The 26,762-nt window shown below is 70.3% G+C and carries 26 protein-coding genes; 11 read left to right on the top strand and 15 right to left on the bottom strand.

Features of this window, described 5'->3' with window-relative positions; genetic code table 11:
* Nucleotides 1-21: 21 nt before the first annotated feature.
* The 4 genes from ACWEPF_RS31580 to ACWEPF_RS31595 all read right to left on the bottom strand — a co-directional run bounded on the left by ACWEPF_RS31580 (nt 22) and on the right by ACWEPF_RS31595 (nt 3,765).
* Complete coding sequence (locus ACWEPF_RS31580; RefSeq protein ID WP_452175249.1) at nt 22-774, bottom strand: histidine phosphatase family protein; 753 nt, start codon at nt 772-774, stop codon at nt 22-24.
* Nucleotides 775-888: 114 nt separating this feature from the next.
* Nucleotides 889-2,529, bottom strand: a complete 1,641-nt coding sequence (mctP, locus tag ACWEPF_RS31585) for a monocarboxylate uptake permease MctP (RefSeq protein WP_345290010.1) — start codon at nt 2,527-2,529, stop codon at nt 889-891.
* Nucleotides 2,526-2,795 (bottom strand): DUF3311 domain-containing protein, encoded by a 270-nt coding sequence (locus ACWEPF_RS31590; protein ID WP_452175250.1) that lies wholly within the window; start codon nt 2,793-2,795, stop codon nt 2,526-2,528. Before ACWEPF_RS31590 ends, mctP begins: the two co-directional genes overlap by 4 nt.
* 175 nt (nt 2,796-2,970) lie before the next feature.
* On the bottom strand, nt 2,971-3,765 hold the full coding sequence (locus ACWEPF_RS31595; protein WP_345290013.1) for a GntR family transcriptional regulator: 795 nt from the start codon (nt 3,763-3,765) through the stop codon (nt 2,971-2,973).
* Nucleotides 3,766-4,101: 336 nt separating this feature from the next.
* Between ACWEPF_RS31595 and ACWEPF_RS31600 the strand changes: the two genes are divergently transcribed.
* The 7 genes from ACWEPF_RS31600 to ACWEPF_RS31630 all read left to right on the top strand — a co-directional run bounded on the left by ACWEPF_RS31600 (nt 4,102) and on the right by ACWEPF_RS31630 (nt 13,604).
* Nucleotides 4,102-5,391: an extracellular solute-binding protein gene (locus ACWEPF_RS31600; protein ID WP_452175251.1), complete on the top strand. Its 1,290-nt coding sequence runs from the start codon at nt 4,102-4,104 to the stop codon at nt 5,389-5,391.
* Between the two features lie 102 nt (nt 5,392-5,493).
* A complete protein-coding gene (locus ACWEPF_RS31605) occupies nt 5,494-6,489 on the top strand; it encodes a carbohydrate ABC transporter permease (protein ID WP_345290015.1) in 996 nt (331 codons plus the stop codon).
* 140 nt (nt 6,490-6,629) lie between these two features.
* Entirely contained in the window at nt 6,630-7,394 is a 765-nt protein-coding gene (locus ACWEPF_RS31610; protein WP_345290242.1) for a carbohydrate ABC transporter permease, read from the top strand.
* A 4-nt stretch (nt 7,395-7,398) separates the two neighbouring features.
* Nucleotides 7,399-8,925, top strand: coding sequence for a glycoside hydrolase family 3 protein (locus ACWEPF_RS31615; protein WP_452175252.1), 1,527 nt, complete (start codon nt 7,399-7,401; stop codon nt 8,923-8,925).
* A gap of 290 nt (nt 8,926-9,215) precedes the next feature.
* Nucleotides 9,216-10,535 carry an extracellular solute-binding protein gene (locus tag ACWEPF_RS31620; RefSeq protein WP_452175253.1) on the top strand — a complete coding sequence of 440 codons (1,320 nt, stop codon included), beginning with the start codon at nt 9,216-9,218 and terminating at the stop codon, nt 10,533-10,535.
* 159 nt (nt 10,536-10,694) lie between these two features.
* Complete coding sequence (locus ACWEPF_RS31625) at nt 10,695-11,729, top strand: SIS domain-containing protein (protein ID WP_345290018.1); 1,035 nt, start codon at nt 10,695-10,697, stop codon at nt 11,727-11,729.
* Nucleotides 11,730-12,083: 354 nt separating this feature from the next.
* On the top strand, nt 12,084-13,604 hold the full coding sequence (locus tag ACWEPF_RS31630; protein WP_452175254.1) for a sensor histidine kinase: 1,521 nt from the start codon (nt 12,084-12,086) through the stop codon (nt 13,602-13,604).
* A gap of 367 nt (nt 13,605-13,971) precedes the next feature.
* Here the strand turns inward: ACWEPF_RS31630 and ACWEPF_RS31635 are convergent, their stop codons facing one another.
* Together ACWEPF_RS31635 and ACWEPF_RS31640 are read right to left on the bottom strand one after the other, a co-directional pair.
* Nucleotides 13,972-14,223 (bottom strand): WhiB family transcriptional regulator, encoded by a 252-nt coding sequence (locus tag ACWEPF_RS31635; protein WP_014138019.1) that lies wholly within the window; start codon nt 14,221-14,223, stop codon nt 13,972-13,974.
* A gap of 351 nt (nt 14,224-14,574) precedes the next feature.
* Nucleotides 14,575-15,543, bottom strand: a complete 969-nt coding sequence (locus ACWEPF_RS31640) for a diacylglycerol/lipid kinase family protein (protein ID WP_345290020.1) — start codon at nt 15,541-15,543, stop codon at nt 14,575-14,577.
* A 51-nt stretch (nt 15,544-15,594) separates the two neighbouring features.
* Here ACWEPF_RS31640 and ACWEPF_RS31645 point away from each other — a divergent pair, with 51 nt between their 5' ends.
* Nucleotides 15,595-16,023, top strand: a complete 429-nt coding sequence (locus tag ACWEPF_RS31645; protein ID WP_452175255.1) for a hypothetical protein — start codon at nt 15,595-15,597, stop codon at nt 16,021-16,023.
* Between the two features lie 24 nt (nt 16,024-16,047).
* On the opposite strand, the gene ACWEPF_RS31650 is transcribed toward ACWEPF_RS31645, so the two are convergent.
* The 4 genes from ACWEPF_RS31650 to sodN all read right to left on the bottom strand — a co-directional run bounded on the left by ACWEPF_RS31650 (nt 16,048) and on the right by sodN (nt 18,797).
* Nucleotides 16,048-16,902: an RNA polymerase sigma factor SigF gene (locus tag ACWEPF_RS31650; protein ID WP_345290022.1), complete on the bottom strand. Its 855-nt coding sequence runs from the start codon at nt 16,900-16,902 to the stop codon at nt 16,048-16,050.
* Between the two features lie 249 nt (nt 16,903-17,151).
* Nucleotides 17,152-17,565 (bottom strand): ATP-binding protein, encoded by a 414-nt coding sequence (locus ACWEPF_RS31655; protein WP_345290023.1) that lies wholly within the window; start codon nt 17,563-17,565, stop codon nt 17,152-17,154.
* Between the two features lie 256 nt (nt 17,566-17,821).
* Entirely contained in the window at nt 17,822-18,295 is a 474-nt protein-coding gene (locus ACWEPF_RS31660) for a GNAT family N-acetyltransferase (protein ID WP_345290025.1), read from the bottom strand.
* A gap of 112 nt (nt 18,296-18,407) precedes the next feature.
* Nucleotides 18,408-18,797, bottom strand: a complete 390-nt coding sequence (gene sodN / locus ACWEPF_RS31665) for a superoxide dismutase, Ni (protein ID WP_345290026.1) — start codon at nt 18,795-18,797, stop codon at nt 18,408-18,410.
* Nucleotides 18,798-18,874: 77 nt separating this feature from the next.
* Here sodN and sodX point away from each other — a divergent pair, with 77 nt between their 5' ends.
* Nucleotides 18,875-19,231, top strand: coding sequence for a nickel-type superoxide dismutase maturation protease (gene sodX / locus ACWEPF_RS31670; RefSeq protein WP_345290027.1), 357 nt, complete (start codon nt 18,875-18,877; stop codon nt 19,229-19,231).
* On the opposite strand, the gene ACWEPF_RS31675 is transcribed toward sodX, so the two are convergent.
* The 5 genes from ACWEPF_RS31675 to ACWEPF_RS31695 form a co-directional block, all read right to left on the bottom strand.
* Entirely contained in the window at nt 19,210-19,794 is a 585-nt protein-coding gene (locus tag ACWEPF_RS31675) for a CGNR zinc finger domain-containing protein (RefSeq protein ID WP_345290029.1), read from the bottom strand. The two genes, sodX and ACWEPF_RS31675, sit on opposite strands and share 22 nt — an antisense overlap.
* 120 nt (nt 19,795-19,914) lie before the next feature.
* Nucleotides 19,915-20,703, bottom strand: coding sequence for an amino acid ABC transporter ATP-binding protein (locus ACWEPF_RS31680; protein WP_449795615.1), 789 nt, complete (start codon nt 20,701-20,703; stop codon nt 19,915-19,917).
* Nucleotides 20,700-21,596, bottom strand: coding sequence for an amino acid ABC transporter permease (locus ACWEPF_RS31685; RefSeq protein WP_345290032.1), 897 nt, complete (start codon nt 21,594-21,596; stop codon nt 20,700-20,702). Before ACWEPF_RS31685 ends, ACWEPF_RS31680 begins: the two co-directional genes overlap by 4 nt.
* A gap of 80 nt (nt 21,597-21,676) precedes the next feature.
* Complete coding sequence (locus ACWEPF_RS31690; protein ID WP_345290033.1) at nt 21,677-22,576, bottom strand: ABC transporter substrate-binding protein; 900 nt, start codon at nt 22,574-22,576, stop codon at nt 21,677-21,679.
* A 263-nt stretch (nt 22,577-22,839) separates the two neighbouring features.
* Nucleotides 22,840-23,760 carry an ABC transporter substrate-binding protein gene (locus ACWEPF_RS31695; RefSeq protein ID WP_345280474.1) on the bottom strand — a complete coding sequence of 307 codons (921 nt, stop codon included), beginning with the start codon at nt 23,758-23,760 and terminating at the stop codon, nt 22,840-22,842.
* A gap of 615 nt (nt 23,761-24,375) precedes the next feature.
* Between ACWEPF_RS31695 and ACWEPF_RS31700 the strand changes: the two genes are divergently transcribed.
* Together ACWEPF_RS31700 and ACWEPF_RS31705 are read left to right on the top strand one after the other, a co-directional pair.
* Nucleotides 24,376-25,569 carry an NAD(P)-dependent malic enzyme gene (locus tag ACWEPF_RS31700; protein WP_345290034.1) on the top strand — a complete coding sequence of 398 codons (1,194 nt, stop codon included), beginning with the start codon at nt 24,376-24,378 and terminating at the stop codon, nt 25,567-25,569.
* Between the two features lie 106 nt (nt 25,570-25,675).
* A complete protein-coding gene (locus ACWEPF_RS31705; RefSeq protein WP_452175256.1) occupies nt 25,676-26,638 on the top strand; it encodes a zinc-binding dehydrogenase in 963 nt (320 codons plus the stop codon).
* Nucleotides 26,639-26,762: the final 124 nt, after the last annotated feature.

The raw sequence follows: 26,762 nt of genomic DNA on the forward strand, positions 1-26,762 counted from the left end.
CCCGGCGGGGCCCGGCGGGCCTCAGAGGTGGTCGGTGGAGTTCCAGAGCTCCGGCGCCAGGCGGCCGCCGTGGGCGCGCCAGACGCCGGCCGAGCAGTTGGCCACCGGTGCGAGGTCCAGCAGCTGGCGCTCCGTCAGGCGGTCGAGCACGTAGCGCATCATCAGCACCGGGCAGTCGTGCGAGACCACCAGCACCGGGCGGCCGTCCTCCTCCTCGGCCAGGTCGCGCAGCAGGCTGCGCACCCGCAGCGCGACGTCCAGGAAGGACTCGCCGCCGGGCGGGCGGTAGTAGAGCTCGCCCATCTTGCGGCGGCGGGCCGCCTCGCCCGGGTGCTCCTTCTCGATCGCGGCCGGGGTGAGCATCTCCAGCACGCCCAGCTCGCGGTCGCGCAGCCGCTCGTCGTGGCGGACCGTCAGCCCGACCGGCACCGCGCCCAGGCCCCCCGCCTGGGCCAGCGCGATCCGGGCGGTCTCGGCGGTGCGCACGTACGGCGAGCACCAGACCGAGCGGGGCCGGTCGGCCGGGGGCAGGGCGGCCCACCAGCGGCCGAGCGCCTGGGCCTGGGCCTGGCCGTGCAGCGAGAGCGGGATGTCGGCGTCCCGGCAGGTGATCGGGACGGCCATCGCGCCCGTCTCGGCGGCCAGCTGGAACTCGATGTTGGCGGTCGACTCGCCGTGTCTGGTGGCGATCAGCAGCGAGGGCAGGGGGGTGCGCCGGCCCTCGCCGCTGTCGGTGCGGTGCCCGTTGAGGACGGTGATGCTGCTGTGGTCCACGTGATCTCCCCGTTGGTCGTACTACCAAATGATCGCGCCGTCCTCCCAGTGTTGACCGGGAAGACGGCGCGATCACAGGGCGCGCGCGTCACGGATCGGTGCGCCGTGGCGCCGTCAGTGCGCCGCGACGGGCTCCGGGGCCTCGGGCGCACCGCTGGCCGGCTTCGGGGCCTCGGCGGTGTAGTCGGACTTGCTGGTCTCGTCGACGCCCTCGGGGGCCTTGAGGGCCTTGAACACCAGGGTGAGCACCACGGCGACCAGCACGTTGAGCACGAAGGCGGTCAGACCGATGTAGCCGATCTCGCCGACGCCGGGGATCTCGGCCGAGCTGCCGCCGAAGTGCTTGGTGGCGGCGGAGGAGACCCCGTAGGCCTTCCAGGTGCCGTAGACCATGCCGGCCGCCCAGCCCGCCAGCAGCGCCCAGCGGTGGAACCACCGGGTGAACAGGCCGCCGACGATGGAGACGAAGGTCTGCAGGATCCAGATGCCGCCCAGCAGCTGGAGGTTGATGGCGAACTGCTTGTCCATCAGCAGCACGAAGGCCAGCGCGCCGACCTTCACCAGCAGGGAGGCGATCTTGGCGACCTTGGTCTCGTCCGCCGGGGTGGCGCCGGGCTTCAGGTACTCCTTGTAGATGTTGCGGGTGAAGAGGTTGGCCGCGGCGATCGACATGATGGCGGCCGGGACCAGCGCGCCGATGCCGATCGCGGCGAAGGCCACGCCGGTGAACCAGTCCGGGAACATGTTCTCGAACAGCTGCGGCACCGAGAGCTGCGGGTTGAAGCCCTTCACGCCCTTGCCGACGCCGGCCGCGATGGCCATGAAGCCGAGCAGCGCGAGCAGCCCGAGCATCAGCGAGTAGGCGGGCATGATGGCCATGTTCCGGCGCACCGTGTTGCGGGACTTGGAGGCCAGCACGCCGGTCACCGAGTGCGGGTACATGAAGAGCGCCAGCGCCGAGCCGAAGGCCAGGGTCGCGTACGTCCACTGCGCCTTGGGGCCGGTGATCAGCGAGCCGACCGGCTTGCCGGTGGCCGGGTTGACGGTGGAGAACTTCTGCGCCGCCGAGTCGAAGATGGCGCCGTAGCCGCCGAGCCGCATCGGGATGTAGATCACCGCGACGATGATCACCAGGTACACCAGGGTGTCCTTGACGAAGGCGATCAGCGCCGGGGCGCGCAGGCCCGAGGAGTAGGTGTACGCGGCCAGCACCGCGAAGGCCAGGAAGAGCGGCAGGTCCTTGACGAACCAGTTGGCGTCCGCGCTGCCGCCGACCCCGAGCACGTCCAGCACCGCCTGGATGCCGACCAGCTGGAGCGCGATGTACGGCATGGTGGCCAGGATGCCGGTGAGGGCGACCACCAGCGACAGGCCCTTGGAGCCGTACCGGCCCTTCACGAAGTCCGCCGGGGTGACGTAGCCGTGCACCCGGGAGACCGACCAGAGCCGGGGGAGGAAGAGGAAGACCAGCGGGTAGGCCACGATCGTGTAGGGCACCGCGAAGAAGCCCGCCGCGCCCGCGCCGTAGACCAGCGCCGGGACGGCCACGAAGGTGTACGCGGTGTAGAGGTCGCCGCCGAGCAGGAACCAGGTGACCCAGGTGCCGAAGCTGCGGCCGCCGAGGCCCCACTCGTCCAGGTGCAGCGCGTCGTCGGCCCGGCGCCAGCGCGAGGCCAGGAAGCCCATCACGGTGACCAGGACGAAGAACAGCAGGAAGACCGTCAGCGCGGTCCAGTTGACCCCGGTGTGGCTCATGCGGAGACACCCCCAGCGGCGGCCTTGCGGGCCTGCTCGTCACGGCGCAGCAGCAGGTAGGCCGCGACGGTGAAGACCGCCGAGAGCGGCACCCAGGCCAGCTGGTACCAGTAGAAGAACGGCACCCCGGCGATCTCGGGGGTGGCCTTGGTGTACGAGGACACCCAGAGCATCGCGACGACGGGCAGCAGCAGGCAGATCCCGGCGAGCACCCGCGCGGGGGTGACCACCGGGAGCTGCCGCGCCCCAGTGCTTTCTGACGACATGTAAGCGGCTCCTGATGAGGGGTCACCTCATGCGCCGCAACGCACGGGTATCCGCACGCCCGCCGAGCAGCACCCGGGTGATCGACTGTCAGGCGCCATCTTGGGCCCTGGCGTGACGCGTGTCACCACCCCGGTGGGAACTTTTCGGATAGCGGACGGAACCGCTCCTACTCCGTCAGGAGGCGGGTCGCTGGAGCCTGGTGATGAACTTGTAGCGGTCGCCGCGGTAGATCGAGCGGACCCATTCGACCGGGGCGCCCTCGGCGTCGAAGGAGTGCCGGGAGAGCTGGAGCATCGGCAGTCCGAGGTCGGAGCCGAGCAGGCCGGCCTCGCGCGGGTCGGCCAGGGTGGTCTCGATGGTCTCCTCGGCCTCGGCGACGGTGACGCCGTAGACCTCGCGCAGCGCGGTGTAGAGGGAGTTGTGCTTGGCGAGGTTGCGCCGCAGGGCGGGGAAGCGCTTGGCGGAGAGGTGGGCCACCTCGATCGCCATCGGGTCGCCGTTGGCGAGGCGCAGGCGCTCGATCCGCAGCACCCGGCCGCCGGGCTTGATGTCCAGGAGCGGGGCCAGCCGGTCGTCGGCGCTGATGTAGCCGATCTCGATCAGGCGGGAGGTGGGCTCCAGGCCCTGGGCCCGCATGTCCTCCGTGTAGGAGGTGAGCTGGAGGGCCTGGGCGACCTTGGGCTTGGCCACGAAGGTGCCCTTGCCCTGGATGCGCTCCAGCCGGCCCTCGACCACCAGCTCCTGCAGGGCCTGGCGGACGGTGGTGCGGGAGGTGTCGAACTGGGCGGCCAGCGCGCGCTCCGGCGGGACGGGGGTGCCGGCCGGCTGGGTCTCGGTGAGCTGGAGCAGGTGGCGCTTGAGTCCGTAGTACTTGGGGACGCGCGCGGTCGGGTCGGCCGCCGACTGCGTCGGCAGGCTCTGGGCCTCGGGTTCGGTCACCTGGGCCGTGGTGCCCCCGTCGCTGCTCATTCGGCCGTATCTCCCGCTCCTGGCGGCGCCTTCCCAGGCCCCGCCTCGTCCGTTAACGGCACACATCGTTGCACGTATGGCCTGTCAACGGGGAGCTCATCACACGATGAACGATGAGCGGTGTCGGCTTGATAACGGGTGGTCCGGTTTGCTCTGGGAGCCGTTGACACGCCCATTGGTCTAGGCCAAGCTCCAGACATCTGGTCTACACCACTGAGACCAACTCTGAATTCCCCAACCCCGTCCCAAGGGTTCGCGACACCATTCCTGCCGAAATGCACGGGTATGTCGCCTGCCCCCGGTGGGGGCAACCCGGGCATCCCTCAGGAGGATGGCGTGAAGCGTCAGCTCATCGCGGCGGTCGGCGTCGCAGCAATGGTCGTCGGTCTCGCGGCTTGTGGTTCGGACTCCAAGCCCGCCGGCGGCGACAAGGCGGAGGCCGCCCCCACCAGCCTCACCGTGTGGCTGACCGTCGACGCCCAGCAGAACTGGCCGGAGCTGGTCAAGGCCGCCGACGACGCGATCGTCGCGAAGTACCCCGGCATCAAGGTCAACCACGAGTACTACGGCTGGAAGGACAAGAACACCAAGTTCGACTCCGTCCTCGCCACCGACTCGGTGCCGGACGTCGTCGAGATGGGCAACACCGAGATGCTGCCCTACATGATCAAGGGTGCGCTGGCCCCGCTGGACGTCGCGAAGTTCGAGAACAGCTCCGCCTGGCTCGACGGCCTCAAGGCCTCCGCGACCTACAACGGCAAGACCTACGGTGTCCCCTACTACGCCGGTGCCCGCGTGGCCACCTGGCGCAAGGACATCGCCGCCGACGCCGGCGTGACCGCCGCGCCGACCACCTACGCCGAGCTCACCGCGGCGCTGGACAAGATCCAGGCCAAGCAGGGCGACAAGTTCTCCGCCTGGTACCAGCCGTCCCGTGACTGGTACGCCGCGATGTCCTTCGTGGCCGACGCCGGTGGCGCCATCGCCAAGCAGGACGGCGACAAGTGGAAGGCCTCGCTCTCCTCCCCGGAGGCGATCAAGGGCCTGACCGCGTGGAAGGACGCCATCGGCAAGTACATGAAGGGCGACCTGACCAAGGACGACGCGGACCGCTACATCGTCTACGGCCTGGGCCAGTCCAACATGATCTACGGCGCCGGCTGGGAGGGTGGCTCCGCCGCCGACCCGAAGTTCGACAAGACCGGTGGCAAGCTCAAGGACAACCTGGTCTCCTTCGTGATGCCCGGCCCGTCCGGCAAGAACCTCTCCACCTTCCTGGGTGGTTCGGACCTCGCCGTCCCGGTGAAGTCGAAGGCCAAGACCGCCGCCGCCGAGTGGATCAACGCCTTCACCAACACCAAGGCGCAGGAGAGCCTGATCAAGGCCGGCAACCTGCCGAACAACAAGACCCAGCTCGGCCCCCTGAAGGCCGACCCGAAGACCGCGGCCACCGCCACCGCGGCCGAGATCAGCTGGTTCGTCCCGACCGCGCCGGGCTGGCTGCAGGTCGAGAAGGCGAACATCCTGCAGAACGCCCTGCAGGACATCGCCCAGGGCAAGAAGACGGTCGAGGCCGCCGCGAAGGACGCCGACACCGCGATCGACGCCGTCATCAACAAGGCCTGATCACCCGTCAGCCCGTCGGCCCCCTCAGCAACCGAGGGGGCCGGCGGGCCACGGCCGTGAGGCCCCCATCTCCATGCACGACCAGGCGTAGTTGAGGAGCACGTGATGAGTGCCGACACATCCACCGCGAAGGTGCCGCCGAAGCGGCCCTCATCATCCGTGGGCACGCCCGCCTCCGGCAGAGCCGCCAAGCCGCCGCGCGGCGGCCGGATGGGCACCGCTGCGGCCCCGTGGCTGCTGCTGGCGCCCACCATGGTCGTGCTGGCGGTCGTCCTCGGCTACCCCCTGGTCCGGCTGGTCACCCTGTCGTTCCAGGACTTCGGGCAGTCCCAGCTCTGGGGCTTCATCCCCACCGAGTGGGTCGGCTTCAAGAACTTCACCACCGTGCTCGGCGACTCGGTCTTCTGGGACGTCGTGGTCCGCACCATCCTCTTCACGGTCGGCGCGGTGGTCTTCACCATGATCGTCGGCATGCTGATCGCGATGCTGCTGGTCCGGGTCTCCGGCTGGGTGAAGACGCTGATCAACATCGCCCTGGTGGCGAGCTGGGCGATGCCCATCGTGGTCGCCGTCACCGTCTTCAAGTGGATGTTCGACAGCGACTACGGCGTCGTCAACTGGCTGCTCACCAAGGTCGGCCTGGACTTCGAGAAGCACAACTGGTTCATCGACTCCACCCAGGGCTTCACCATCATCATGGCCCTGGTGGTCTGGGGTGCGGTCCCGTTCGTGGCGATCACCCTGCACGCCGGTCTCACCCAGGTCCCCAAGGAGCTGGAGGAGGCGGCCCGGATGGACGGCGCCGGTGCCTTCAAGGTCTTCCGCTACGTCACCGTGCCGGTGCTCAAGCCCATCATCGTCATGCTGGCCACCCTCTCCGTGATCTGGGACATGGGCGTCTTCGCCCAGGTCTTCCTGATGCGCGGCGGCCACCCCGAGCCCGAGTACCAGCTGCTCACCACCTACTCCTACGACAAGGCGTTCGTGGTCAACGACTACTCGATGGGCTCCGCCATCGCCCTGCTGACCGTTCTGCTGCTGCTCGGCGTGATCGCCGTCTACATGCGCCAGATGCTGAAGATTGGAGAGGTGGAGTGACGATGACCGACACCGCCGCACCCGCCGCGTCCGAGCAGCCCGTCGCCCCGGCCCCGGCCGCCAAGCCCAAGAAGGTCAAGGAGAAGGCCCCCAAGGGGCGCCCGCTCTACAACCTGCTCGGCGTCATCACCGCCGTGGTCATGGGCTTCCCGGTCTACTGGATGGTCAACACGGCGCTCAAGCCGTCCAAGGACGCCATCTCCACCGACCCGAAGTTCCTGCCGTTCCCGCTCTCGCTGGAGAACTTCAAGCGCGCGCTGGAGGTCTCCGACTTCTGGGGCCCGGTCACCCGCTCGCTGATCATCGCCGGCTCCACCGTGGCCATCGGCCTGGTGGTCGGCCTGCTCGCCGCGCTCGCCATCTCCCGCTTCGCCTTCCGCGGCCGCAAGGTGGTCATCGTCGGCATCCTGACGGTCCAGATGGTCCCGCTGGTCGCGATGATCATCCCGGTCTTCCTGCTGCTGAACGACCTGGGCCAGTACAACAAGCTCTCCGGCATCATCCTGACCTACCTCACCTTCGTGCTCCCCTTCACGGTGTGGACCCTGCGCGGCTTCATCGTGAACATCCCGAAGGAGCTCGAGGAGTCGGCCATGGTGGACGGCTGCACCCGCACCGGGGCGTTCGTCCGGGTGGTCTTCCCGCTGCTGGCCCCCGGCATGGTGGCCACCGCGATCTACGGCTTCATCCAGGCCTGGAACGAGTACCTCTACGCGCTCCAGCTGCTCAGCCAGACCAACACCACCGCGACGGTGTGGCTCGGCAACTTCACCACCACCCGCGGCACCGAGTACGCCCCGATGATGGCCGGCTCCACGATGATGGCCATCCCCGTGGTGATCTTCTTCCTCCTGGTGCAGCGCCGGATCGCCTCCGGTCTCACCGCCGGCGCCGTGAAGGGCTGAGCCGATGAGCATCCTGACCCCCGCCGTGACCGGCAGCGACCAGCTCCACCGGGACGCCCTGACGGTCCTGCAGCCCGGCTTCGTGGGCACCGCAACCCCGCCGGACTGGGTGCGCCGGCACCTGGCCGACGGCCTCGGCTCGGTCGCCCTGTTCGGCCGCAACGTGATCGACCTCAAGCAGTTGGCGGAGCTCACCGCCCAGCTGCGCGCGGAGAACCCGGACCTGCTCATCGCCATCGACGAGGAGGGCGGCGACGTCACCCGGATCGAGGCCCCGTCCGGCTCCTCCTGGCCGGGCAACCTCGCGCTCGGCGCGATCGACGACACGGCCCTCACCGAGAACGTCGCCCGCGAGCTGGCCCGGGCCCTGGTGGCCTGCGGCATCAACCACAACTGGGCGCCCTCGGCCGACGTCAACTCCGACCCGCGCAACCCGGTGATCGGCGTGCGCTCCTTCGGTGACGACCCCGAGCTCTGCGCCCGCCACACCGCGGCCTGGGTGACCGGCCTGCAGTCGGCCGGCGTGGCCGCCTGCGCCAAGCACTTCCCCGGGCACGGGGACACCGCGATCGACTCGCACCTGGGCCTGCCGGTGGTCGACGTCGACGTGGACCTGCTGCGCTCCCGCGACCTGCCGCCCTTCCTGGCCGCGATCGAGGCCGGTGCCAAGTCCGTGATGACCGCTCACATCATGGTCCCGGCACTGGATCCGGCCCTGCCCGCCACCCTCAGCCGCTCGGTCCTCACCGACCTGTTGCGCGGTCAGATGGGTTACCAGGGCCTGATCGTGACCGACGGGATCGAGATGGGCGCCATCTCGGACACCTACGGGATGGGCAACGGCACGGTGCGGGCGCTCGCGGCCGGCGCCGACGCGATCTGCGTCGGCGGCGGCCACGACGACGAGGAGACGGTGCTCCACCTGCGCGACGCCATCGTCGAGGGCGTCCGCTCCGGCGAGCTCGCCGAGGAGCGGCTGGCGGACGCGGCCCAGCGGGTCCGCGCGCTCGGCTCCTGGGCCCGGATCGAGGCCCAGGCCGGCCAGTCCGACCCGGAGCTGGCGATCGGCCTGCGGGCCGCCCGCCGGGCCCTGAAGGTGGTCCGCGCCCCGGGCCGCCCGTTCACCCCGGTGACGGAGCGTCCGTTCGTCGCCTCGCTCTCCGCCGAGCCCAACTTCGCGGTCGGCTACGAGACCCCGTGGGGCGTCTCGGCCATGCTGGCCGACCGCTTCCCGGGCACCGAGGCCGCGAGCGTCGGCCCCGAGGACGCCACCCCGGAGGCGGTGGCGGCCACCGCCGACCGCCTGCTGGCCGGCGCCGAGGGCCGCAGCCTGGTCCTGGTGGTCCGCGACGAGCACCGCTACCCGTGGATGACGGCGCTCCTGACGCGGCTCCTGGCGGCCCGTCCGGACGCTGCGGTGGTCGAGATGGGCGTCCCCCAGGCCAAGCCCGCCGGAGCCCTGTACGTGGCCACCCACGGCGCCGCACGGGTCTGCGGACTGGCGGCCGTCGAGGTGCTCACCGGCCGGTGAGTCGAATGCAATTGACGTAACGTCAACAAAAAGCCCCCGGAAGAATTCCTTCCGGGGGCTTTTTCCGTGTTCGCGACAAGAATTCTGACGACTCATCAGGCTGCCTTAACGGAGCATTAAGGGAACCCTATGTGCCTGACCGGCAACGCATCGCACACGACTCACAACAGGTCTGCAACGTCCGTCACTTGGACACCCGGAATCCGTTGACACCGGCTTTGGTCTAGGCCAGTCTCCAGCAATCCGGTCTAAACCACAGCTTGGGCCGGGATCGAATCCAGGAGGATGGCGTGAACCGTCGGCTCATGGCGGCGTTCGGCGTCGCTGCACTGCTCGCGAGCACGGCTGCCTGCGGCAGCGGCGGTGGTTCGGGTGCCAAGAGTGGCGGTCCGAGCAGCGCGGACCCGAAGGCGATGACCGGCAGCGTCACCATCTGGCTGATGAACGAGGCCCAGCAGAACTGGCCCGAGCTGGTCCAGCAGGTCAACGACGAGTTCGCGGCCAAGTACCCCAAGATCGACCTCAAGCTGAGCTACCAGACCTGGGCCGACAAGATCACCAAGCTGGACGCGGCGCTGGCCGGCCAGACCGAGGTGCCGGACGTGGTCGAACTCGGCAACACCGAGACCATGAAGTACATCCTGAACAATTCCCTGGCCACGGTGGACAAGGCGAGCTACGACAACTCCGACACCTGGATCAAGGGCCTGGTCAAGACCTGCGAGTACCAGGACAAGCTCTACTGCGTCCCGTACTACGCGGGCGCCCGGGTCGGCATCTACAACACCGCCGCGTTCCAGGAAGCCACCGGCAGCGCCGACTTCCCGGCCACCGAGGACGAGCTGCGGGTCGCGCTCGACAAGGTGGCGGCCAAGCGCAAGGGCGACAAGACCTACTCGGCGCTCTACCTGCCCGGCCCGTACTGGTACGCCGCGATGTCCTACGTCGAGGCGTACGGCGGCACCATCGCCCGCTTCGACTCCACCGGCAAGTGGCACGGCTCGCTGCACGACGCCAAGTCCCAGCAGGGCGTCCAGCACTTCGTCGACCTGGTGAAGAAGTACAACAACGGCGACCTGACCGTGAACGAGCTCAACCAGGCCGGCGTGCTCGGCAAGCAGAAGACCGCGATGCTCTACGGCAACGGCTGGGAGATCGGCACCGCCACCGCCCCGGTCGGCGGCAACCCCGCGCTCAAGGACGTGCTCAAGGTGGTCGGCATGCCCGGCCCCAACGGCAAGCCGCTGCCCTCCTTCATCGGCGGCTCGGACCTGGCGGTCACCGCCAAGTCGCCGAACCAGGACGCGGCCAAGGACTGGATCCGGATGTTCACCAGCGCCAAGTCGCAGCAGGTGCTGGTCGACAAGGACACCCTGCCGAACAACCTGACCCAGCTCGCCCCGCTGAAGTCCAAGCCCGCCACGGCGGCAGCGGCCAACGCGGTGCCGAACGCCTGGTTCACCCCGCTGGCCCCCGGCTGGGGCGCGATCGAGAAGCAGAACGTGCTGGTGACCATGCTCACCGACATCCTCAAGGGCGGTAAGTCGGTCGACCAGGCCACCCAGGAGGCCGACGCCAAGATCGACCAGCTGATCAACCAGCCGTCCTGACGCACCGACGTCCTGAAGCACCGAATTCCTGACGCACCGCCAGGGCCGCCGTCCGCGCTCCACCGGACGGCGGCCCTCCGCGTGCCCGGGCCGCCGACGCTCCGTAGGCTCACCAGCGGGAAGTCCGAGGGGGGCCGACCGAGCCGGAGGCAGCGTCAGATGTCCGTCGCCGAAGGGCCCGGCCGCATCATGGCGGCGGAGACGGCCGAGCAGCCCGCCGTGCTCCGCCGGATCCTCGACGAGGGCGCCCCGGGGATCGCCGCCATCGCGGCCGAGATCGCCGCCCGCCGCCCGAGGTTCGTGCTGCTGACCGCGCGCGGCACCTCGGACAACGCCGCGCTGTACGCCAAGTACCTGGTGGAGATCCTGCTCGGCCGCCCGGCCGGGCTCAGCTCGATGTCCACCGTCACCGCCTACGGGGCGCGCCCCGACCTCACCGACGTGCTGGTGGTGACGGTCAGCCAGTCCGGCGGCTCGCCCGACCTGGTGGCCTCCACCATCGCGGCCCGGGAGGCCGGGGCCGTCACCCTGGCCGTCACCAACAACGCGGGCTCGCCGCTCGCCGAGCTCTCCGAGTTCCACGTGGACGTGCTGGCCGGGCCCGAGCGGGCCCTGCCGGCCACCAAGACCTACACCGCCGAACTGCTGACCCTCTACCTGCTGGTGCGGGGCCTGCGCGGCGAGGGCGGGGAGGCCGCCGAGGGGCTCCCGGAGCTGGCCGAGCAGGTGCTCGGGCGGCGGGACGAGGTGCGGGCGCTGGCCGAGCGCTACCGCTTCGCCCAGCGGCTGGTGCTCACCTCGCGCGGCTACGGCTACCCGACCGCCCGGGAGGCCGCGCTCAAGCTGATGGAGACCAGCTACATCCCGGCCTCGGCCTTCTCCGGCGCCGATCTGCTGCACGGGCCGCTGGCGATGGTGGACAACGTCTCACCGGTGATCGCGGTGGTGCCGGAGGGCAAGGGCGGCGAGGCGCTCCAGCCAGTGCTGGACCGGCTGCGGGGCCGGGGCGCGGACCTGGTGGTGTTCGGCGGCGAGGAGCAGGTGGCGGCCGCCTCGGCGGGGTTCGTGCTGCCGTCCGGGGTGCCGGAGGAGCTGCAGCCGGTGCTGGAGATCCTGCCGCTGCAGCAGCTGGCCCACGAGGTGGCCGTGGCCCGCGGGCAGGACCCGGACGCGCCGCGGGCGCTGGCCAAGTGACGGGGTGCGGGGGAGCAGCCGCCGGCGGGGGAGGGGCCGCCGGTGAGGGAGGGGCCGACAGGGCCCGGGAAGCACTACGGGCCACGGCGCCGACACAGGACCCTCAACCTGTGCGGCACCGCAGCCCGGAGCTGTCGTCGGTCGCTCCACTGGGCCGGAGACTGTGCGGGGTCGCCGGTCCGGAGCGTCCGACCGAGGAGGCACCGCGCGCGGTCAGGGCAGTTGCGCGGGGGGTGTCTCCTTGGTGCTCTTCCATTGTGGACTAGACCAATCCTGGTTGTCCAGAGAGCTCCCGCGATCGGTGCCGACCGCTCCGGGAGGCCCCCGCCGGGCAGCTCCGGATACGCTCGCCCTGTGCCCTCGCTGAACGAACTCGTCCGCCGCCACACCACCCTGACGGGTGCCGACGTGGAGTGGCTGCACATGCTGGTCTCGGAGTGGCAGCTGCTCTCCGACCTCTCCTTCGCCGACCTGGTGCTCTGGATCCCCACCTGGGACGGCATCCGCTACGTCTCGGTGGCCCAGATGCGGCCCAACACGGGCCCCACCTCCTACCAGGACGACATGGTCGGCCACCTGGTGCCCCGGGGCCGCCGGCCGCTGCTGGACGCCGCCTACGACGAGGGGCGGATCGTCCGCGAGGGCGACCCGGAGTGGCGCGAGGAGGTGCCCGTCCGGGTGGAGTCCATCCCGGTCCGCCGGGAGGGCCGGGTGCTCGGGGTGATCGCCCGCAACACCAACCTGCTGACCGTCCGCACGCCCAGCCGGCTGGAGCTCACCTACCTGCAGTCCGCCTCCGACCTGGCCCAGATGATCGCGGCCGGCAGCTTCCCCTACCCGGGTGTCGAGCAGGCCGACATGGACGCCGCCCCCCGGGTCGGCGACGGCCTGATCCGGCTGGACGCCGACGGCATCGTCACCTACGCCAGCCCCAACGCGCTCTCCGCGTACCACCGCCTGGGCCTCACCACCGACCTGGTCGGCAGTCATCTGGGCCGCGCCACCGCCGAGTTGGTGCCGCCCTCGCGCGGCGCGGTGCACGAGGCCCTGGTCAAGCTGGCCAGCGGCTGGGCGCCGCGGCAGACCGAGGTCGAGGCCCAGGGCGGCGTGGTCACCCTGCGGGCCATCCCGCTCAAGCCGAAGGGGACGCTCACCGGCTCGCTGGTGCTCTGCCGGGACGTCACCGAACTCCGGCGCCGTGACCGGGAGTTGATGACCAAGGACGCGACCATCCGGGAGATCCACCACCGGGTGAAGAACAACCTCCAGACGGTGGCCGCGCTGCTGCGGCTGCAGGCCCGGCGGATGGACTCGGAGTCCGGGCGGGCCGCGCTGGACGAGGCGGTGCGGCGGGTCGGCTCGATCGCCATCGTGCACGAGACGCTCTCGCAGGCGCTGGACGAGGCGGTGGCCTTCGACGAGATCGCCGACCGGGTGCTGGCCATGGTGATGGAGCTCTCCCAGGACGGGCGGGTGGCCACCCGGCGCAGCGGCTCCTTCGGCATCCTCTCGGCGGAGATGGCCACGCCGCTGGCGATGGTGCTCACCGAACTGCTGCAGAACGCGCTGGAGCACGCCTTCGGCCCGAGCGCCGGGGGCAACCTGGAGGTCAGCGCGCTCCGCGGGCGTGCGCCGGCGACGGGGAAGGGGTGGTCGGACAGCTGGAACACCGGGGCCAAGCCGGAGGAGTACCTGCTGATCACCGTGCAGGACGACGGCACCGGCATGCCGGAGGGCTTCGACCCGCAGACCTCGGGGAACCTCGGGCTCCAGATCGTCCGGACCCTGGCCACCAACGAGCTCGGCGGGAGCTTCGACATGGTGGCGGCGCCGGACGGGGGGACCAAGGTCATCTTGGAGATCCCGGTCCGCTGAGCCGTCGCGCGTGCAGCTGGGCGCGGGTGGGCGGCTGCGGGTCCGTGCCTTCCGACTCGCGCAGTTCCTCGCGCCCCTGCGGGGCGCAACCGAGCCGTCTGCCAAAAGAAACGAGGCCCTGTCGACCGGGGGGGTGGGTCGACAGGGCCTCTCAACCCGTTCCGGCCGTCGGGGGGAGTCGGCCGGAACGGGGGCTCTGTGGTGTCGCGCGGCACTCGCTCGACGTGTTGCACACGGTGAGCGCCACAGCTCCACGGTATTGCTCTAAGTGAACAGTATCAAGTACCCGCAGTGCGGAAGGCCCGGCGCGCCGTACGGCGCTGCCTGACCCTTGATCGTTGGTTGATCAGGCGGGGCTGACGGTCACTCAGGCGGTGCGGGCGCGGTTGCGGGCGGCGCGGCGCTTCATCGCACGACGCTCGTCCTCGCTCATGCCGCCCCAGACGCCGGCGTCCTGGCCGGTCTCGAGCGCCCACTGGAGGCACTGCTCCATGACGGGGCAACGGCGGCACACGGCCTTGGCTTCCTCGATCTGCAGCAGAGCGGGGCCGGTGTTCCCGATGGGGAAGAACAGCTCCGGGTCCTCTTCGCGACAGACAGCGCGGTGGCGCCAGTCCATGTTCGTCCAACTCCTCCGGTCGGCAGGCTGTGGCCCGCGCGACGCAATCGATGGTGGCTTGTGAATGTGAACGCTTTCACGAATCCCGCGACAGCAAAAGGGACCAAAGGCCCCGTGGGGCCTGGGAGGTCTGTGCTGGAGGGGGTTCGGGCTATCAAGGGAGCTTGTCGCGGTATGTCCCGCTGCGACGTGTCCCGATCGCCATGTAGAGGTTCGCAAACCTCGGGCTCGGATACAACCCCCTTCGGCTGGAAATTTTTGATTCTTCGGTGTCGCCTAGCTCACAGCCCGTACTTCTATGGGGTGAAGGGGGCTTGTGCGTTCGAGAAGAAGGGCAACGGGCCCTTCTGGTCACACAATCACACGCAGTGCCCGCCGAACGCCTGTGAAACTGACGCGACTCCTGTCTCCAAGGTGGTCCCCGTCGACCTGAAACGGGGCCGGTTCCTGTGAAACCAAGGTGAAGTGTCGGACGTCGTGGTAGGAGACGAGGTGCTTGCCCGTAGGGCCGGACGGCCCTGTGCGGCCTTCCGAAGTCGTGTGCGAACGCAGAATCTGACGCACCGTTCGAGCCGTGCCGAACGCGGTCATTCGAGTGATGCCGAAGATGTCCAGGTCGGTGTCGAAGGACGCGGAGGGGGAGGGGAAGACCGGCCGGCTGCCCAGGAAGGTCCAGGGCGAGGTGTTGCTGACTATGGCCAGGACGAGGCCCGGGACCGGTTCCCGGCCGTTGATTTCCAGGCTGATGGGGCCGTTGCGGCGATGATCACGCTCGGTGACGAAGTGCCGGAGCGCCTGGCTCACGTAGAGCGCGTGGGTGGACTTCTTCCCGGCCCGCCGCTGGGCCTCCACCCGGCCCACAACGCCGGCGTCGAAGCCCAGGCCCGCGGTGAAGGTGAACCAGCGGTCGGGGAGGCCCTCGGACATCGCCTTGCCCAGGCTGACCGCGCGCTCGCGGCGGTGCTCCAGGGCGTCCAGCAGGGCGCCGGTGGCCTCGACCGGGTCGTTCGGCAGGCCGAGGGTGCGGGCGAAGACGTTGGTCGAGCCGCCCGGGACGACGGCCAGCCGGGGCACCCGATCGGAGGGGCCGTGCGCGAGCAGCCCGTTGACGATCTCGTTGACCGTGCCGTCGCCGCCCAGCGAGACCACCAGGTCGAAGCCGCGCTCGGCGGCCCCCTCGGCCAGGTCGCGGGCGTGGCCCCGGTACTCCGTGTGGGCCACCTCCAGGCGGAGATCGCTGCGCAGGGCGTGGATCAGCACGTCGCGGGTGCGTCCACTGGTGGTGGTCGCCTTCGGGTTCACGACCAGGAGAGCGCGCATGGCGCTCAGCCTACGGGTCGGGGTGCGAACCGCTGCGGCTACCCTGCTGGAGTGACCACCGATTCCATGACCACCAGCCCCGCCCGGCCCACCGCGCTCGTCGTCGGCGCCGCGATCACCGCGCTGGAGGGTGCGGCGCTGGCCGGCTGGGGCCTCTACGACGTGATCGCCGGGTTCTTCTGGGACTCCCCGGCGCTGGGCCGCAGCGAGTTCGGCGGGGTGATCCTGCTGCTGCTGGGCCTGCAGCCGCTGCTGGCCGGGCGGGCCCTGCTGCGGCTGCGCCGCTGGGGTCGCACGCCGGCCGTGCTGACCAACTCGATCTGCCTGCCGGTCGCCTACTACATGTGGCAGAACGGCGGCGCGATGCAGGTGCTCGGCGTGGTGATCGGCATCGTCGGCCTGATCGGCATCGGCGCGCTGCTCAACCCGAAGGTGACGGCGGTGCTCTACGCGCAGCAGAGCACCGCCGAGGGGGCCTGACGGAGGACGGGCCCCGAGGGTCCGTCACTCCTCGACGAGGAGCTTCTCCCGGAGCTGGGCCAGGGTGCGGGCCAGCAGCCGGGAGACGTGCATCTGGGAGATGCCGACCTCGGCCGCGATCTGGGACTGCGTCATGTTCCGGAAGAACCGCAGCACCAGGATCTTCTGCTCCCGGGGCGGGAGTTGGGCCAGCAGCGGCTTGAGCGACTCGCGGTACTCGACTCCCTCCAGCGCCTCGTCGGTGGCGCCCAGGGTGTCGGCCACCGCGGGGGACTCGTCGTCGCTGTCCGGCACGTCGAGGGAGAGGGTGGAGTAGGCGTTGGCCGACTCCAGGCCCTCCAGCACGTCCTCCTCGGAGATGCCGAGGTGCTCGGCCAGCTCGTGCACCGTGGGGGAGCGGCCGTGCCGCTGGGAGAGCTCACTGGTCGCCGTGGTGAGCGAGAGTCTGAGCTCCTGGAGGCGGCGCGGGACGCGGACCGCCCAGCCCTTGTCCCGGAAGTGGCGCTTGATCTCGCCGACGATGGTCGGGGTCGCGTAGGTGGAGAACTCCACCCCGCGCTCGTGGTCGAAGCGGTCCACCGACTTGATCAGACCGATGGTGGCGACCTGGGTCAGGTCGTCCAGCGGCTCGCCGCGGTTGCGGAAGCGGCGGGCCAGGTGCTCGACCAGCGGGATGTGCATCCGGACCAGCTGGTTGCGCAGCTCGACCCGCTCGGGCGAACCCTCCGGCAGCTCCGCCAGCCGGACGAAGAGCGCCCGCGCGGCCTCGCGGTCCGGCGCGCCGGAACGGTGCGCCTGGGCCGGGACGGCTCCGGCGACCGGCGGGCGCACCGGCGAGGCGGGCGGCTGGTCGTTCGTCGGGTCTGTCGGCTGGGTCATCCGATGGTTGTCCTTCGGGTGCACGTCGGCGGGGTCGGATCGGGCAGGGGTCGGGGCGGCGGCGCTCGGCTGGGCCGGCACGGTCACCTCTGCGGTGGCGGCCGGGCCCGGGCCCATGCCTGTGCGGTCGAGATCACTCACGGCGGTCACCCGTTCCGTTCCGGGAGCACTTCACTGAGGGTCGTACCGCGCTGCGGTACGGGGAGCCGTACGCGCGGCCCGGCCGCGCGCACGGCTTCGCGAGTGGACTCACACCGCGACCGGTGCTCCGCCGCGCTTCTTGTGCAGGCTGATGCTCACGGTGTTGTCCGCGCCGACCGTGGACTCCACCTCACCGGCCAGTGCGGAGAGCACCGTCCAGGCGAAGGTGTCCCGCTCGGGGGCCCGGCCGTCGGTGGTCGGGGCCGCCACGGTGACCCGGAGCGAGTCACCGACCAGACGGAACTCGCAGCTCAGCACGGAGCCCGGGACAGCCTGCTGGAGCAGGATGGCGCAGGCTTCGTCCACCGCGATCCGGAGGTCCTCGATCTCGTCGAGGGTGAAGTCCAAACGGGCCGCGAGACCGGCCGTCGCCGTTCGCAGCACCGAGAGGTACGCCCCCGCCGCGGGCAGCCGGACTTCGACGAAGTCCTTCACTCCGGGATCGCCGTCGATCTGGGACACCCTCACCTCCTGGGTGACGCGCGGTGCTTGCGGCCGGGAGGCCGCGGCACTTCCTGTTGCTCGGTTCAACTGCTCAGCCCCAACTGTGAAGAGGGGTGGTGCGGTACGTACCGGTCATACCCATACGGGAGAGGTCGGAACGCCGCGCATCCGCCCGAGACGTTACCGCGCCGGACCGACGCTTGTCGCGATCCCCGACGTCAGTCACGGGAACGGGCGAAGGAGTTCGAACTGCCGTGGCAGGCACGGGGCTCCGCTACTCGGCGCCGAGGGCGGCCAGCGCGTCGCCGCTGAGCCGGTGCACGGTCCACTCGTCCATGCCCACCGCGCCCAGCGAGGTGTAGAAGCCGATGGCCGGTTCGTTCCAGTCCAGCACGGTCCACTCCAGGCGGGAGTAGCCGTTGCGCACGCAGATCCGGGCCAGCTCGGTGAGCAGGGCCTTGCCGTGGCCGCCGCCGCGGGCGGTGGGGCGGACGTAGAGGTCCTCCAGGTAGACCCCGTGGGTGCCGCGCCAGGTGGAGAAGTTCCGGAACCAGAGGGCGAAGCCGACCGCCTCGCCGCCGTCCTCCTCGGCGATCAGGCCGAAGACGGCGGGGTTCGCGCCGAACAGCGACTCGCGCAGCTGCTCCTCGGTGGCCACGGCCTCGTCGGGGGCCTTCTCGTACTCCGCCAGTTCGCGGATCAGGTCGAGGATCAGGGGGACGTCGGACGGCGTTGCTTCGCGGATCATACGGCGAGCCTACTCGGGCGGCCGGGGATCGCGGCTGTGAGTTTCCCGGGGCCGGACGTGCCGGTGCCCCGGCCGTTCCGTCGGGAACGACCGGGGCACCGGTGGTGGAGCGTCAGGCCTTCTTGGTCTCCCAGAAGATGCTGTCGATCTCCGCGATCAGGTCCAGCAGCGCCTGGCCGGTGGCCGGGTCGGTGGACGCCTTGGCGGCCGAGGCCGCCTTGCCCGCGTTGTTGAACAGCTCGTGCAGCTGCGGGTACTTCTCGAAGTGCGGGGCCTTGAAGTAGTCGGTGTGCAGCACCGAGAGGTGGTGCTTGACCAGCTCGGCCCGCTCCTCCTTGATGACGATGGCGCGGGCCCGGAAGACCGCGTCCTCGTTGGCCTGGTACTTCTCCTGGGTGGCCTTGACCGACTCGGCCTCGATCCGGGCCTGGGCCGGGTCGTACACGCCGCAGGGCAGGTCGCAGTGGGCGTGCGCGGTGACGCGCGAAGTGAACAGACGCATTGGGGAGTCCCTTCTGAAATCGTCTTCCCGCGCCAGAGATTACCCTTCGGTCCTGGGTTTGGCCGGACGGAGGGTGCATGACGGACCGACAGCAGCGCGACGGGCTACTGCCGTTCGGGGTGGCGCTGGTCGCCGGGCCCTCGATGCGTCCCACCCTTCGGGACGGCGACCGGGTGCTGGTCCGGTACGGCGCGGCGCTGCGCCCCGGGCGGGTCGCACTCTTCGAACATCCCCGGCACCCGGGCCTGCTGGTGCTCAAACGGGCCGTGGAGCGGCGCCCGGAGGGCTGGTGGATGGTCTCCGACAACCCCTTCGTGGAGACCGACAGCCGTCAGTACGGAGCGGTGCCCGAGGAGTTGATCCTCGGTCAGGTGCTCTGCCGGCTGGGGTGGCCGCGCCGCCAGGGCCCGGCTCAGCCCGCCGCGGCCGCCTGACGGGCCTCCTCGCGCTTGCGGGCGCGGTAGGCGGCCACGTTGGCCCGGGTGGCGCAGCGGTCGGAGCAGTAGCGCCGGGAGCGGTTGGTGGAGGTGTCCAGGTAGGAGTTGCGGCACGGCGCGGCCTGGCAGATGCCGAGCCGGTCGGCGCCCAGCTCGGTGAGGTGGATGGCCAGGCCCATGCAGGCCACAGCGGTGAAGTTGGCGGCGGCGGTCGGCGCGTTGTCGGCCAGGTGCAGGTGCCAGCGCGGGCGGCCGGCGTCGTCCAGGTAGTCGTGGCCGGAGACCAGCGGGCTGACGGGGTACTCCACCAGCAGGCTGTTCAGCAGGTCCACCCCGCGCACCTCGTCGCCCTCGGCCGCGGCCTCGAAGACCCCGCGCAGCCTGGTCCGCACCGCGCGCAGCCGCGGCAGGTCGCTCTCGTCCGCCAGCCGGGCCGCCTGCGAGGAGGGGCCGAACAGCGAGCGCACGGCCTCGACCGAGGTCAGCGAGTCGGTGCCCCGGTCGGGCTCCTCGCTGTTCACCAGGCGAACGGCGAAGTTGGCGTACGCGGCGAGCTCCACGGTTGGTCCTTCCAGGGCCGGTAACGGGTGAGCTGCTCCTAGGGTATTACCTCGGTGAACGGAAAGGGGAGCCCCGGTGAGCCGGAAGGGCTCACCGGGGCTCCCCGGGGGCGCGCCGCGTCAGAGCACGCGGGACAGGAAGGCGCGGGTGCGCTCGTGCTGCGGGTTGGTCAGCACCTCGCGCGGGTGGCCGGACTCGACCACCACGCCGCCGTCCATGAAGACCAGCGCGTCGCCGACCTCGCGGGCGAAGCCCATCTCGTGGGTGACCACGATCATGGTCATCCCGTCCCGGGCCAGCTGGCGCATGACGTCGAGGACGTCGCCGACCAGCTCCGGGTCGAGCGCCGAGGTGGGCTCGTCGAAGAGCATCAGCTTGGGCTCCATGGCCAGGGCCCGGGCGATCGCCACCCGCTGCTGCTGGCCGCCGGAGAGCTGGGAGGGGTAGTTGCCGGCCTTGTCGGCCAGGCCGACCCGGGCCAGCAGTTCCAGGCCCTGGGTCCTCGCCTCGGCCTTGCTCCGGTTCTTCACCTGGACCGGCGCCTCGATCACGTTCTCCAGCGCGGTCATGTGCGGGAAGAGGTTGAAGCGCTGGAACACCATGCCGATGTCCCGCCGCTGGAGGGCGACCTCACTGTCCTTCAGCTCGTAGAGCTTGTCGCCCTTCTGCCGGTAGCCGACCAGCTTGCCGTCCACCCAGAGGCGCCCGGCGTTGATCTGCTCCAGGTGGTTGATGCACCGCAGGAAGGTGGACTTGCCGGAGCCGGACGGGCCGACCAGGCAGAACACCTCGCCCTGCTTGACCTCGAGGTCGATGCCCTTGAGCACCTCGACCGGGCCGTAGGACTTGCGCACGCCCTCGGCGCGGACCAGCGGCTGGTTCGTGGCGGGCTTGTCGAAGGAGGTCATCGGGCACGCCCCAGGGAGGTCAGGTTGGCCTTGATCTTCTGCAGCGGGGTGGCCGGCAGGTTGCGGGAGGAGCCCTTGGCGTAGTGCCGCTCCAGGTAGTACTGGCCGATGCTGAACACCGTGGTGAGCACCAGGTACCAGAAGGAGACGACGAAGAGCAGCTCCATCACCGCGAGGTTGTTGGTGTAGACGTCCTTCGCCTTGGTCATCAGCTCGGGGTAGGTCACCACGTACGCCAGCGAGGAGGTCTTCAGCATGTTGATGAACTCGTTGCCGCTGGGCGGCACGATCACCCGCATGGCCTGCGGCAGCACGACCCGGTACATGGTCTTCACCCGGGACATGCCGAGCGCGTGGGCGGCCTCGGTCTGCCCCTCGTCGACCGACTGGATGCCGGCCCGGACGATCTCCGCCATGTAGGCGCCCTCGTTGATGCCGAGGCCCAGCAGGGCCGCGACGAACGGGGTGATCACCGTGTTGGTGTCCTGGCCGAACATGGTCGGGAAGATCAGGGCGAGGTTCCACCAGAGCAGCAGCTGGACCAGCACCGGCGTGCCGCGGAACAGCCAGATGTAGCCCCAGGCCACGGTCGAGGTGACCGGGTTGTGGGAGAGCCGCATGACCGCGGCGAGTACGCCGAGCAGCAGGCCGAGGGCCATCGAGCAGACGCTGATCAGCAGCGTGTGCCAGGCACCCAGGAGGGTGTCCGACTTGAACAGGTACTCACCGGTGGTGGACCAGGTGATGTTGCCCTGGGAGAAGGCGTAGACGAGCCAGGCGAGCAGGGCGATCACCACGACGGCGGAGATCCAGCGGCCGTAGTGCCGGACCGGGATCGCCTTGATCACGTGGTGCGCCGGGACCGTGCCCGGCTCGGAGGAGGGGGTACTCATGCGGAGGGCCTCTCGGGCGTGGCGAGGGGGTGGAACGGAGCCGGGCCCGCGCTGTGGTGCGGGCCCGGGCTGACGACGGGTCAGGAACCGCCGTTGACCGTCACGGAGTCCACCGCGCCGAGCTTCACGTTGTACTTGTCGAGGATCTTGGCGTACTCGCCGTTGGCGATCAGGGCCTCCAGGCCGGCCTTGACGGCGTCGCGGAGCTGGGCGTTCTCCTTGGAGACGCCGATGCCGTACAGGCCCGGGTCGATCTGCTCGCCGACCACCTCGAAGTCCTTGCCGCCGCCCGAGGTCTGCGCGTTGTACGCGGCCACCGGGTAGTCGTTCAGGTCGGCCACCGCGGCGCCGGACTTCAGCTTGAGCAGGGCCTCACCGTCGTGCTCGTAGCCCTGGATGGTGATCTCGGCCTTGCCCGCCGCCTTGCACTTGTCGGACTGCGCCTTGGCGGTGTCCTCGTTGACGGTGGCCTTCTGCAGCGCCACGGTCTGGCCGCACAGGTCCTCCAGGGTCTTGATGCCCTTCGGGTTGCCCTTCTGGACCAGGATCGAGGTGCCGGCCTTGAAGTAGTCGACGAAGTCGACGCCCTTGCCCTGGCGCTCCTTGTTGTCGGTCATCGCCGACATGATCAGGTCGATCCGCTTGGTGGAGAGCGAGGTGATCAGGGTGTCGAAACCGGCGTCCTGGATCTGGAACTTGACGCCCAGCTGCTTGGCCAGCGCGTCGGCCAGGTCCGGGTCGATACCGGTGATCTTGCCACCGTCCTTGAACTCCACCGGCGCGTACGCGACCTCGGAGCCGACCTTGACGACACCGGCCTTCTGGATGTCGGCCGGGAGCTTCGAGTACAGCGGGGCCGAGGAGCCGGCCGCCGAGGTGTCGTCCTTCTTGTCGTCGCCGCAGGCGGTGAGCACCAGCGAGGCGGTCGCGATCAGGGCACCGGCGGCGAGGAGGCGGGTGCGCGGGTTACGGACGGTCATGGGGGGAGTCTCCTCCTGTGGGAGAGGCTGGGCGGAGCGCGCCGCGCTGGCGGCGTACACGGGGGGCCGGGGCTGTCGCCACCCTCCGCCGAGGTGGGCTGTAGCGATCCGAGTTGGTGGGAATCCTGCCACCAGGCATTCGGTAACGGACCACTATTCAGATCAAAATCGGATAACGAGGGGTCAGAGCGTCCGCTATCCGGACGAATACCGTGTCCCTGTCACTCCGTGTATAAGTATGCGGACCGAAGGGCTCCGGAGGGTCAGAACCCGCCGTTGACCACGGCGTTCTGTGCCGCGCCCGCGGAGACGTTCCACTTGGCGAGGATCTTGTCGTACTCGCCGCCGCGGATCACCCGGTCGAGCGCCTTCACCAGCGCGTCGCGCAGCGCGGTGTCGCCCTTGGTCAGCGCGATCCCGTACGGGCCGGGCTGGATCTGGGCGCTGGCCACCTCGAAGGTCCTGCCGCCGTCCTGCTGCTGGGCCACGTAGGCGGCCACCGGGAAGTCGTTCAGGTCGGCCACCGCGCGGCCGGCCTTCACCTCGGCCAGCGCCTGGTCGTCGGTGTCGAAGAGCTTGACCGTGAGGGGCTTGCCCGCCTTGGTGCAGGCGGTGGTCTGCCGGGCGATGATCGCGTCCTGGGTGGTGCCGCGCTGGAGCGCGACGGGGTGGCCGCAGAGGTCGTCGATGGACTTGACGCCCTTCGGGTTGCCCTTCTTCACCAGGATCGAGGTCCCGGCGATGAAGTAGTCGACGAAGTCCACGCCCGGATTCACCTGGGTGCCGTTGTCGTCGGTGCCCTCGCGGCGCTGGCGGTTGTCGCTCAGCGCGGACATCACGACGTCGTACTGCTTCGCGTGCAGGCCGGGGATGAGCTTGTCGAAGGGGGTGTCGACGAACTCCACCCGCAGGCCCAGCTGCTTGCCGATCGCCTCGGCGATCTCCGGGTCGAGGCCGGCGGCCTGGCCGTTGGCGTCCTTGAACTCCACCGGGGCGTAGTTGAGGTCGGAGCCGACCTTGAGCACGCCGGCCTCGCGGACGGCGGCCGGGAGCATCGAGCGCGGGTCCTCGGACGGGGCCTTCGGCGTCGATCCGGCGCCGCAGCCGGTCAGCAGGAGCGATCCTGCGGTCAACGCGGTGGCGGCGCGGGCGACATGACGGGATATGGGGGAACTGTGCTGCATGGGGGTACTGCTCCTCCTGTGGGAGAGGTCGTGCGGGTCCGGAGTGGGCCGGAGTCCGGAGTCTTCCATCCCGCCCTGCCGGGGCGGGTCTCGGATGTGTCAGAATCGGGTATCGGGTGACCCCCGATCAGAACCCCAGGCCGCCGGGTCGCGACAGACCCGGGGCGCGCAGAACCGGAAGTCGGGTACGCAGACTCCGGATTCGAGGCGCCAGCTCCCCTCCGTGTCTGGTGTTCACCTCCTGCGGGTGTGCGTGCACGATCACCAGGGTCCGAGCAGGGCCGCCGGTACTTCCGAAACCGACGGTCGTCAACTGCCCGACCTGGGGATGACGGGCACGTGAAAAGGACAAAAAGGCATAGGTGCGATGCCTCCGTCCGGCCTAGGCTCGTGGTCCGGTACCCACCGGAACCGGCCAGGGCAGACCGGCAGTACAACCGCAGAGACACCCATAAAACCCTCATTCGAGGGCGCGGCCCGACGGCAGCGCCCCGACCCCTCGTCCGGGTCCGTTTCGGCGGCCCGGGTTTTTCGGCATCCCGTCCGGGACGCCCCGAGCGGGTCCCGGCCCGTCGGTGTGCGCGCTCTCGCTGATCAAATGACGAAGAGGTCATCGTGGCAGCGGAGATCATCCACACCAGCACTGAGACCGACGACCCGGTCGACGCCGTTTTCGCGCTCCACCGGGGCGGCAAGATGGAGGTCCGGGCGACGGTTCCGGTGCGCGATGCGGACGACCTGTCCCTCGCCTACACCCCCGGTGTCGCCAAGGTCTGCACGGCCATCGCCGAGCAGCCCGAGCTGGTCAACGACTACACCTGGAAGTCCAACGTGGTCGCCGTCGTCACCGACGGCACCGCCGTGCTCGGCCTGGGCGACATCGGCCCGGAGGCCTCGCTGCCCGTGATGGAGGGCAAGGCCATCCTGTTCAAGCAGTTCGGCGGCGTGGACGCGGTGCCGATCGCGCTCGCCTGCACCGAGGTCGACGAGATCGTCGAGACCGTGGTGCGGCTCGCCCCGTCCTTCGGCGGCGTCAACCTGGAGGACATCTCCGCCCCGCGCTGCTTCGAGATCGAGAGCCGGCTCCAGGAGGCCCTGGACATCCCGATCTTCCACGACGACCAGCACGGCACCGCGATCGTCACCACCGCCGCGCTCTGGAACGCCGCCAAGGTGACGGGCCGTGAGATCGGCTCGCTGCGCGCGGTCATCTCCGGCGCGGGCGCGGCCGGCATCGCCATCGCCAAGATGCTGCTGGCCGCCGGGATCGGCGACGTCGCGGTCTGCGACCGCAAGGGCGTGGTCTACGACGGCCGGGGCGACCTGACCGACGTCAAGGCCGAGATCGCCGCCCTCAGCAACCGGTCCGGGCTCCGGGGCTCGCTGGCCGACGCGCTGGCCGGCGCCGACGTCTTCATCGGCGTCTCCGGCGGCACCGTCCCCGAGGACGTCGTCGCCACCATGGCCGAGGGCTGCTTCGTCTTCGCGATGGCCAACCCGAACCCGGAGATCCACCCCGAGGTCGCCCACCGCTACGCGGCCGTGGTCGCCACCGGGCGCTCGGACTTCCCGAACCAGATCAACAACGTGCTGGCCTTCCCCGGCATCTTCGCCGGCGCGCTCCAGGTCCGGGCCACCCGGATCACCGAGGGCATGAAGCTGGCCGCCGCCGAGGCGCTGGCCGCCGTGGTCGCCGACGAGCTGACCCCGCAGCGGGTCATCCCCTCGCCGTTCGACCCCCGGGTCGCGCCGGCGGTCACCAAGGCGGTGGCCGAGGCCGCCCGCCGCGAGGGCGTCGCGCGGATCTGACGCACTGTTCGACACCACGGGACACGGGTGTGCTGACGGGTTGGTTACCGTCGTCACACCCGTGTCCCGTTCCGGTTAGCAGTGGTTCACCGCTAGTGTCCGGTCCATGTTCGCCGCCTACGCAGCCCGCATCGACGCCGACGACCCGCTCAGCGCACTGGAGTTGGGCGAGCTCCCGGAGCCGCAGGCCCGGCCCGGCTGGAGCGTGGTGACGGTCAAGGCCGCCACCCTCAACCACCACGACCTCTGGTCGCTGCGCGGGGTGGGCCTGCCAGCCGAGCGGCTGCCGATGATCCTCGGCTGCGACGCCGCCGGGATCGACGAGCACGGCAACGAGGTGGTCATCCACTCCGTGATCGGCCAGAGCGGCCACGGGGTCGGCCCGGACGAGCCGCGCACCATCCTCACCGAGAAGTACCAGGGCACCTTCGCCCAGCGGGTCGCCGTGCCGACCTGGAACCTGCTGCCCAAGCCCGCCGAGCTCTCCTTCGCCGAGGCGGCCTGCCTGCCCACCGCCTGGCTCACGGCCTACCGGATGCTCTTCACCAAGGCCGCCGCCAAGCCCGGCCAGACCGTCCTGGTGCAGGGCGCCGGCGGCGGCGTGGCCACCGCGCTGATCGTGCTGGCCAAGGCGGCCGGCCTGCGGGTCTGGGTGACCGGCCGGGACGAGGCCAAGCGGGCCCGGGCGGTCGAGCTCGGCGCCGACGCCGCCTTCGAGAGCGGCGCCCGGCTGCCCGAGCGGGTGGACGCGGTGATGGAGACGGTCGGGGCCGCCACCTGGTCCCACTCCGTCAAGTCGCTGAAGCCGGGCGGCTCGATCGTCATCTCCGGCTCCACCTCGGGCCCCAGCCCCAAGGCCGCCGAGCTCAACCGGATCTTCTTCCTGGAGCTCAACGTCCTGGGCTCCACCATGGGCACCAAGGAGGAGCTGGCGGCGCTGCTCGCGCTCTGTGCCGCCTCCGGGGTGCGGCCGGTGATCGACACCGTGCTGCCGCTCACCGAGGCCCGGGACGCCTTCGCCCGGCTCGCCAAGGGCGAGGTCTTCGGCAAGCTGGTCCTCGAACCCTGACGCCCGGGTGCCCGCAGGGCCGCGCTCCGCGCCCGGAGGCCCGCCAGGGCCGACAGGGGCGCGGGGAACTGCGCGCAGGGGAACGCGACGACCCGTGTGCCGGGTACGGACACTCACGTGCAAG

The organism is Kitasatospora sp. NPDC004289, from assembly GCF_053602875.1.

What these genes read in the sequence shown, in the direction of transcription:
- mctP (WP_345290010.1), bottom strand. Translation starts at nt 2,529, where the DNA reads ATGAGCCACACCGGGGTCAACTGGACCGCGCTGACGGTCTTCCTGCTG.
- ACWEPF_RS31590 (WP_452175250.1), bottom strand. Translation starts at nt 2,795, where the DNA reads ATGTCGTCAGAAAGCACTGGGGCGCGGCAGCTCCCGGTGGTCACCCCC.
- ACWEPF_RS31595 (WP_345290013.1), bottom strand. Translation starts at nt 3,765, where the DNA reads ATGAGCAGCGACGGGGGCACCACGGCCCAGGTGACCGAACCCGAGGCC.
- ACWEPF_RS31610 (WP_345290242.1), top strand. Translation starts at nt 6,630, where the DNA reads ATGGGCTTCCCGGTCTACTGGATGGTCAACACGGCGCTCAAGCCGTCC.
- ACWEPF_RS31615 (WP_452175252.1), top strand. Translation starts at nt 7,399, where the DNA reads ATGAGCATCCTGACCCCCGCCGTGACCGGCAGCGACCAGCTCCACCGG.
- ACWEPF_RS31625 (WP_345290018.1), top strand. Translation starts at nt 10,695, where the DNA reads ATGTCCGTCGCCGAAGGGCCCGGCCGCATCATGGCGGCGGAGACGGCC.
- ACWEPF_RS31635 (WP_014138019.1), bottom strand. Translation starts at nt 14,223, where the DNA reads ATGGACTGGCGCCACCGCGCTGTCTGTCGCGAAGAGGACCCGGAGCTG.
- ACWEPF_RS31640 (WP_345290020.1), bottom strand. Translation starts at nt 15,543, where the DNA reads ATGCGCGCTCTCCTGGTCGTGAACCCGAAGGCGACCACCACCAGTGGA.
- ACWEPF_RS31650 (WP_345290022.1), bottom strand. Translation starts at nt 16,902, where the DNA reads ATGACCCAGCCGACAGACCCGACGAACGACCAGCCGCCCGCCTCGCCG.
- ACWEPF_RS31660 (WP_345290025.1), bottom strand. Translation starts at nt 18,295, where the DNA reads ATGATCCGCGAAGCAACGCCGTCCGACGTCCCCCTGATCCTCGACCTG.
- sodN (WP_345290026.1), bottom strand. Translation starts at nt 18,797, where the DNA reads ATGCGTCTGTTCACTTCGCGCGTCACCGCGCACGCCCACTGCGACCTG.
- sodX (WP_345290027.1), top strand. Translation starts at nt 18,875, where the DNA reads ATGACGGACCGACAGCAGCGCGACGGGCTACTGCCGTTCGGGGTGGCG.
- ACWEPF_RS31680 (WP_449795615.1), bottom strand. Translation starts at nt 20,703, where the DNA reads ATGACCTCCTTCGACAAGCCCGCCACGAACCAGCCGCTGGTCCGCGCC.
- ACWEPF_RS31685 (WP_345290032.1), bottom strand. Translation starts at nt 21,596, where the DNA reads ATGAGTACCCCCTCCTCCGAGCCGGGCACGGTCCCGGCGCACCACGTG.
- ACWEPF_RS31690 (WP_345290033.1), bottom strand. Translation starts at nt 22,576, where the DNA reads ATGACCGTCCGTAACCCGCGCACCCGCCTCCTCGCCGCCGGTGCCCTG.
- ACWEPF_RS31695 (WP_345280474.1), bottom strand. Translation starts at nt 23,760, where the DNA reads ATGCAGCACAGTTCCCCCATATCCCGTCATGTCGCCCGCGCCGCCACC.
- ACWEPF_RS31705 (WP_452175256.1), top strand. Translation starts at nt 25,676, where the DNA reads ATGTTCGCCGCCTACGCAGCCCGCATCGACGCCGACGACCCGCTCAGC.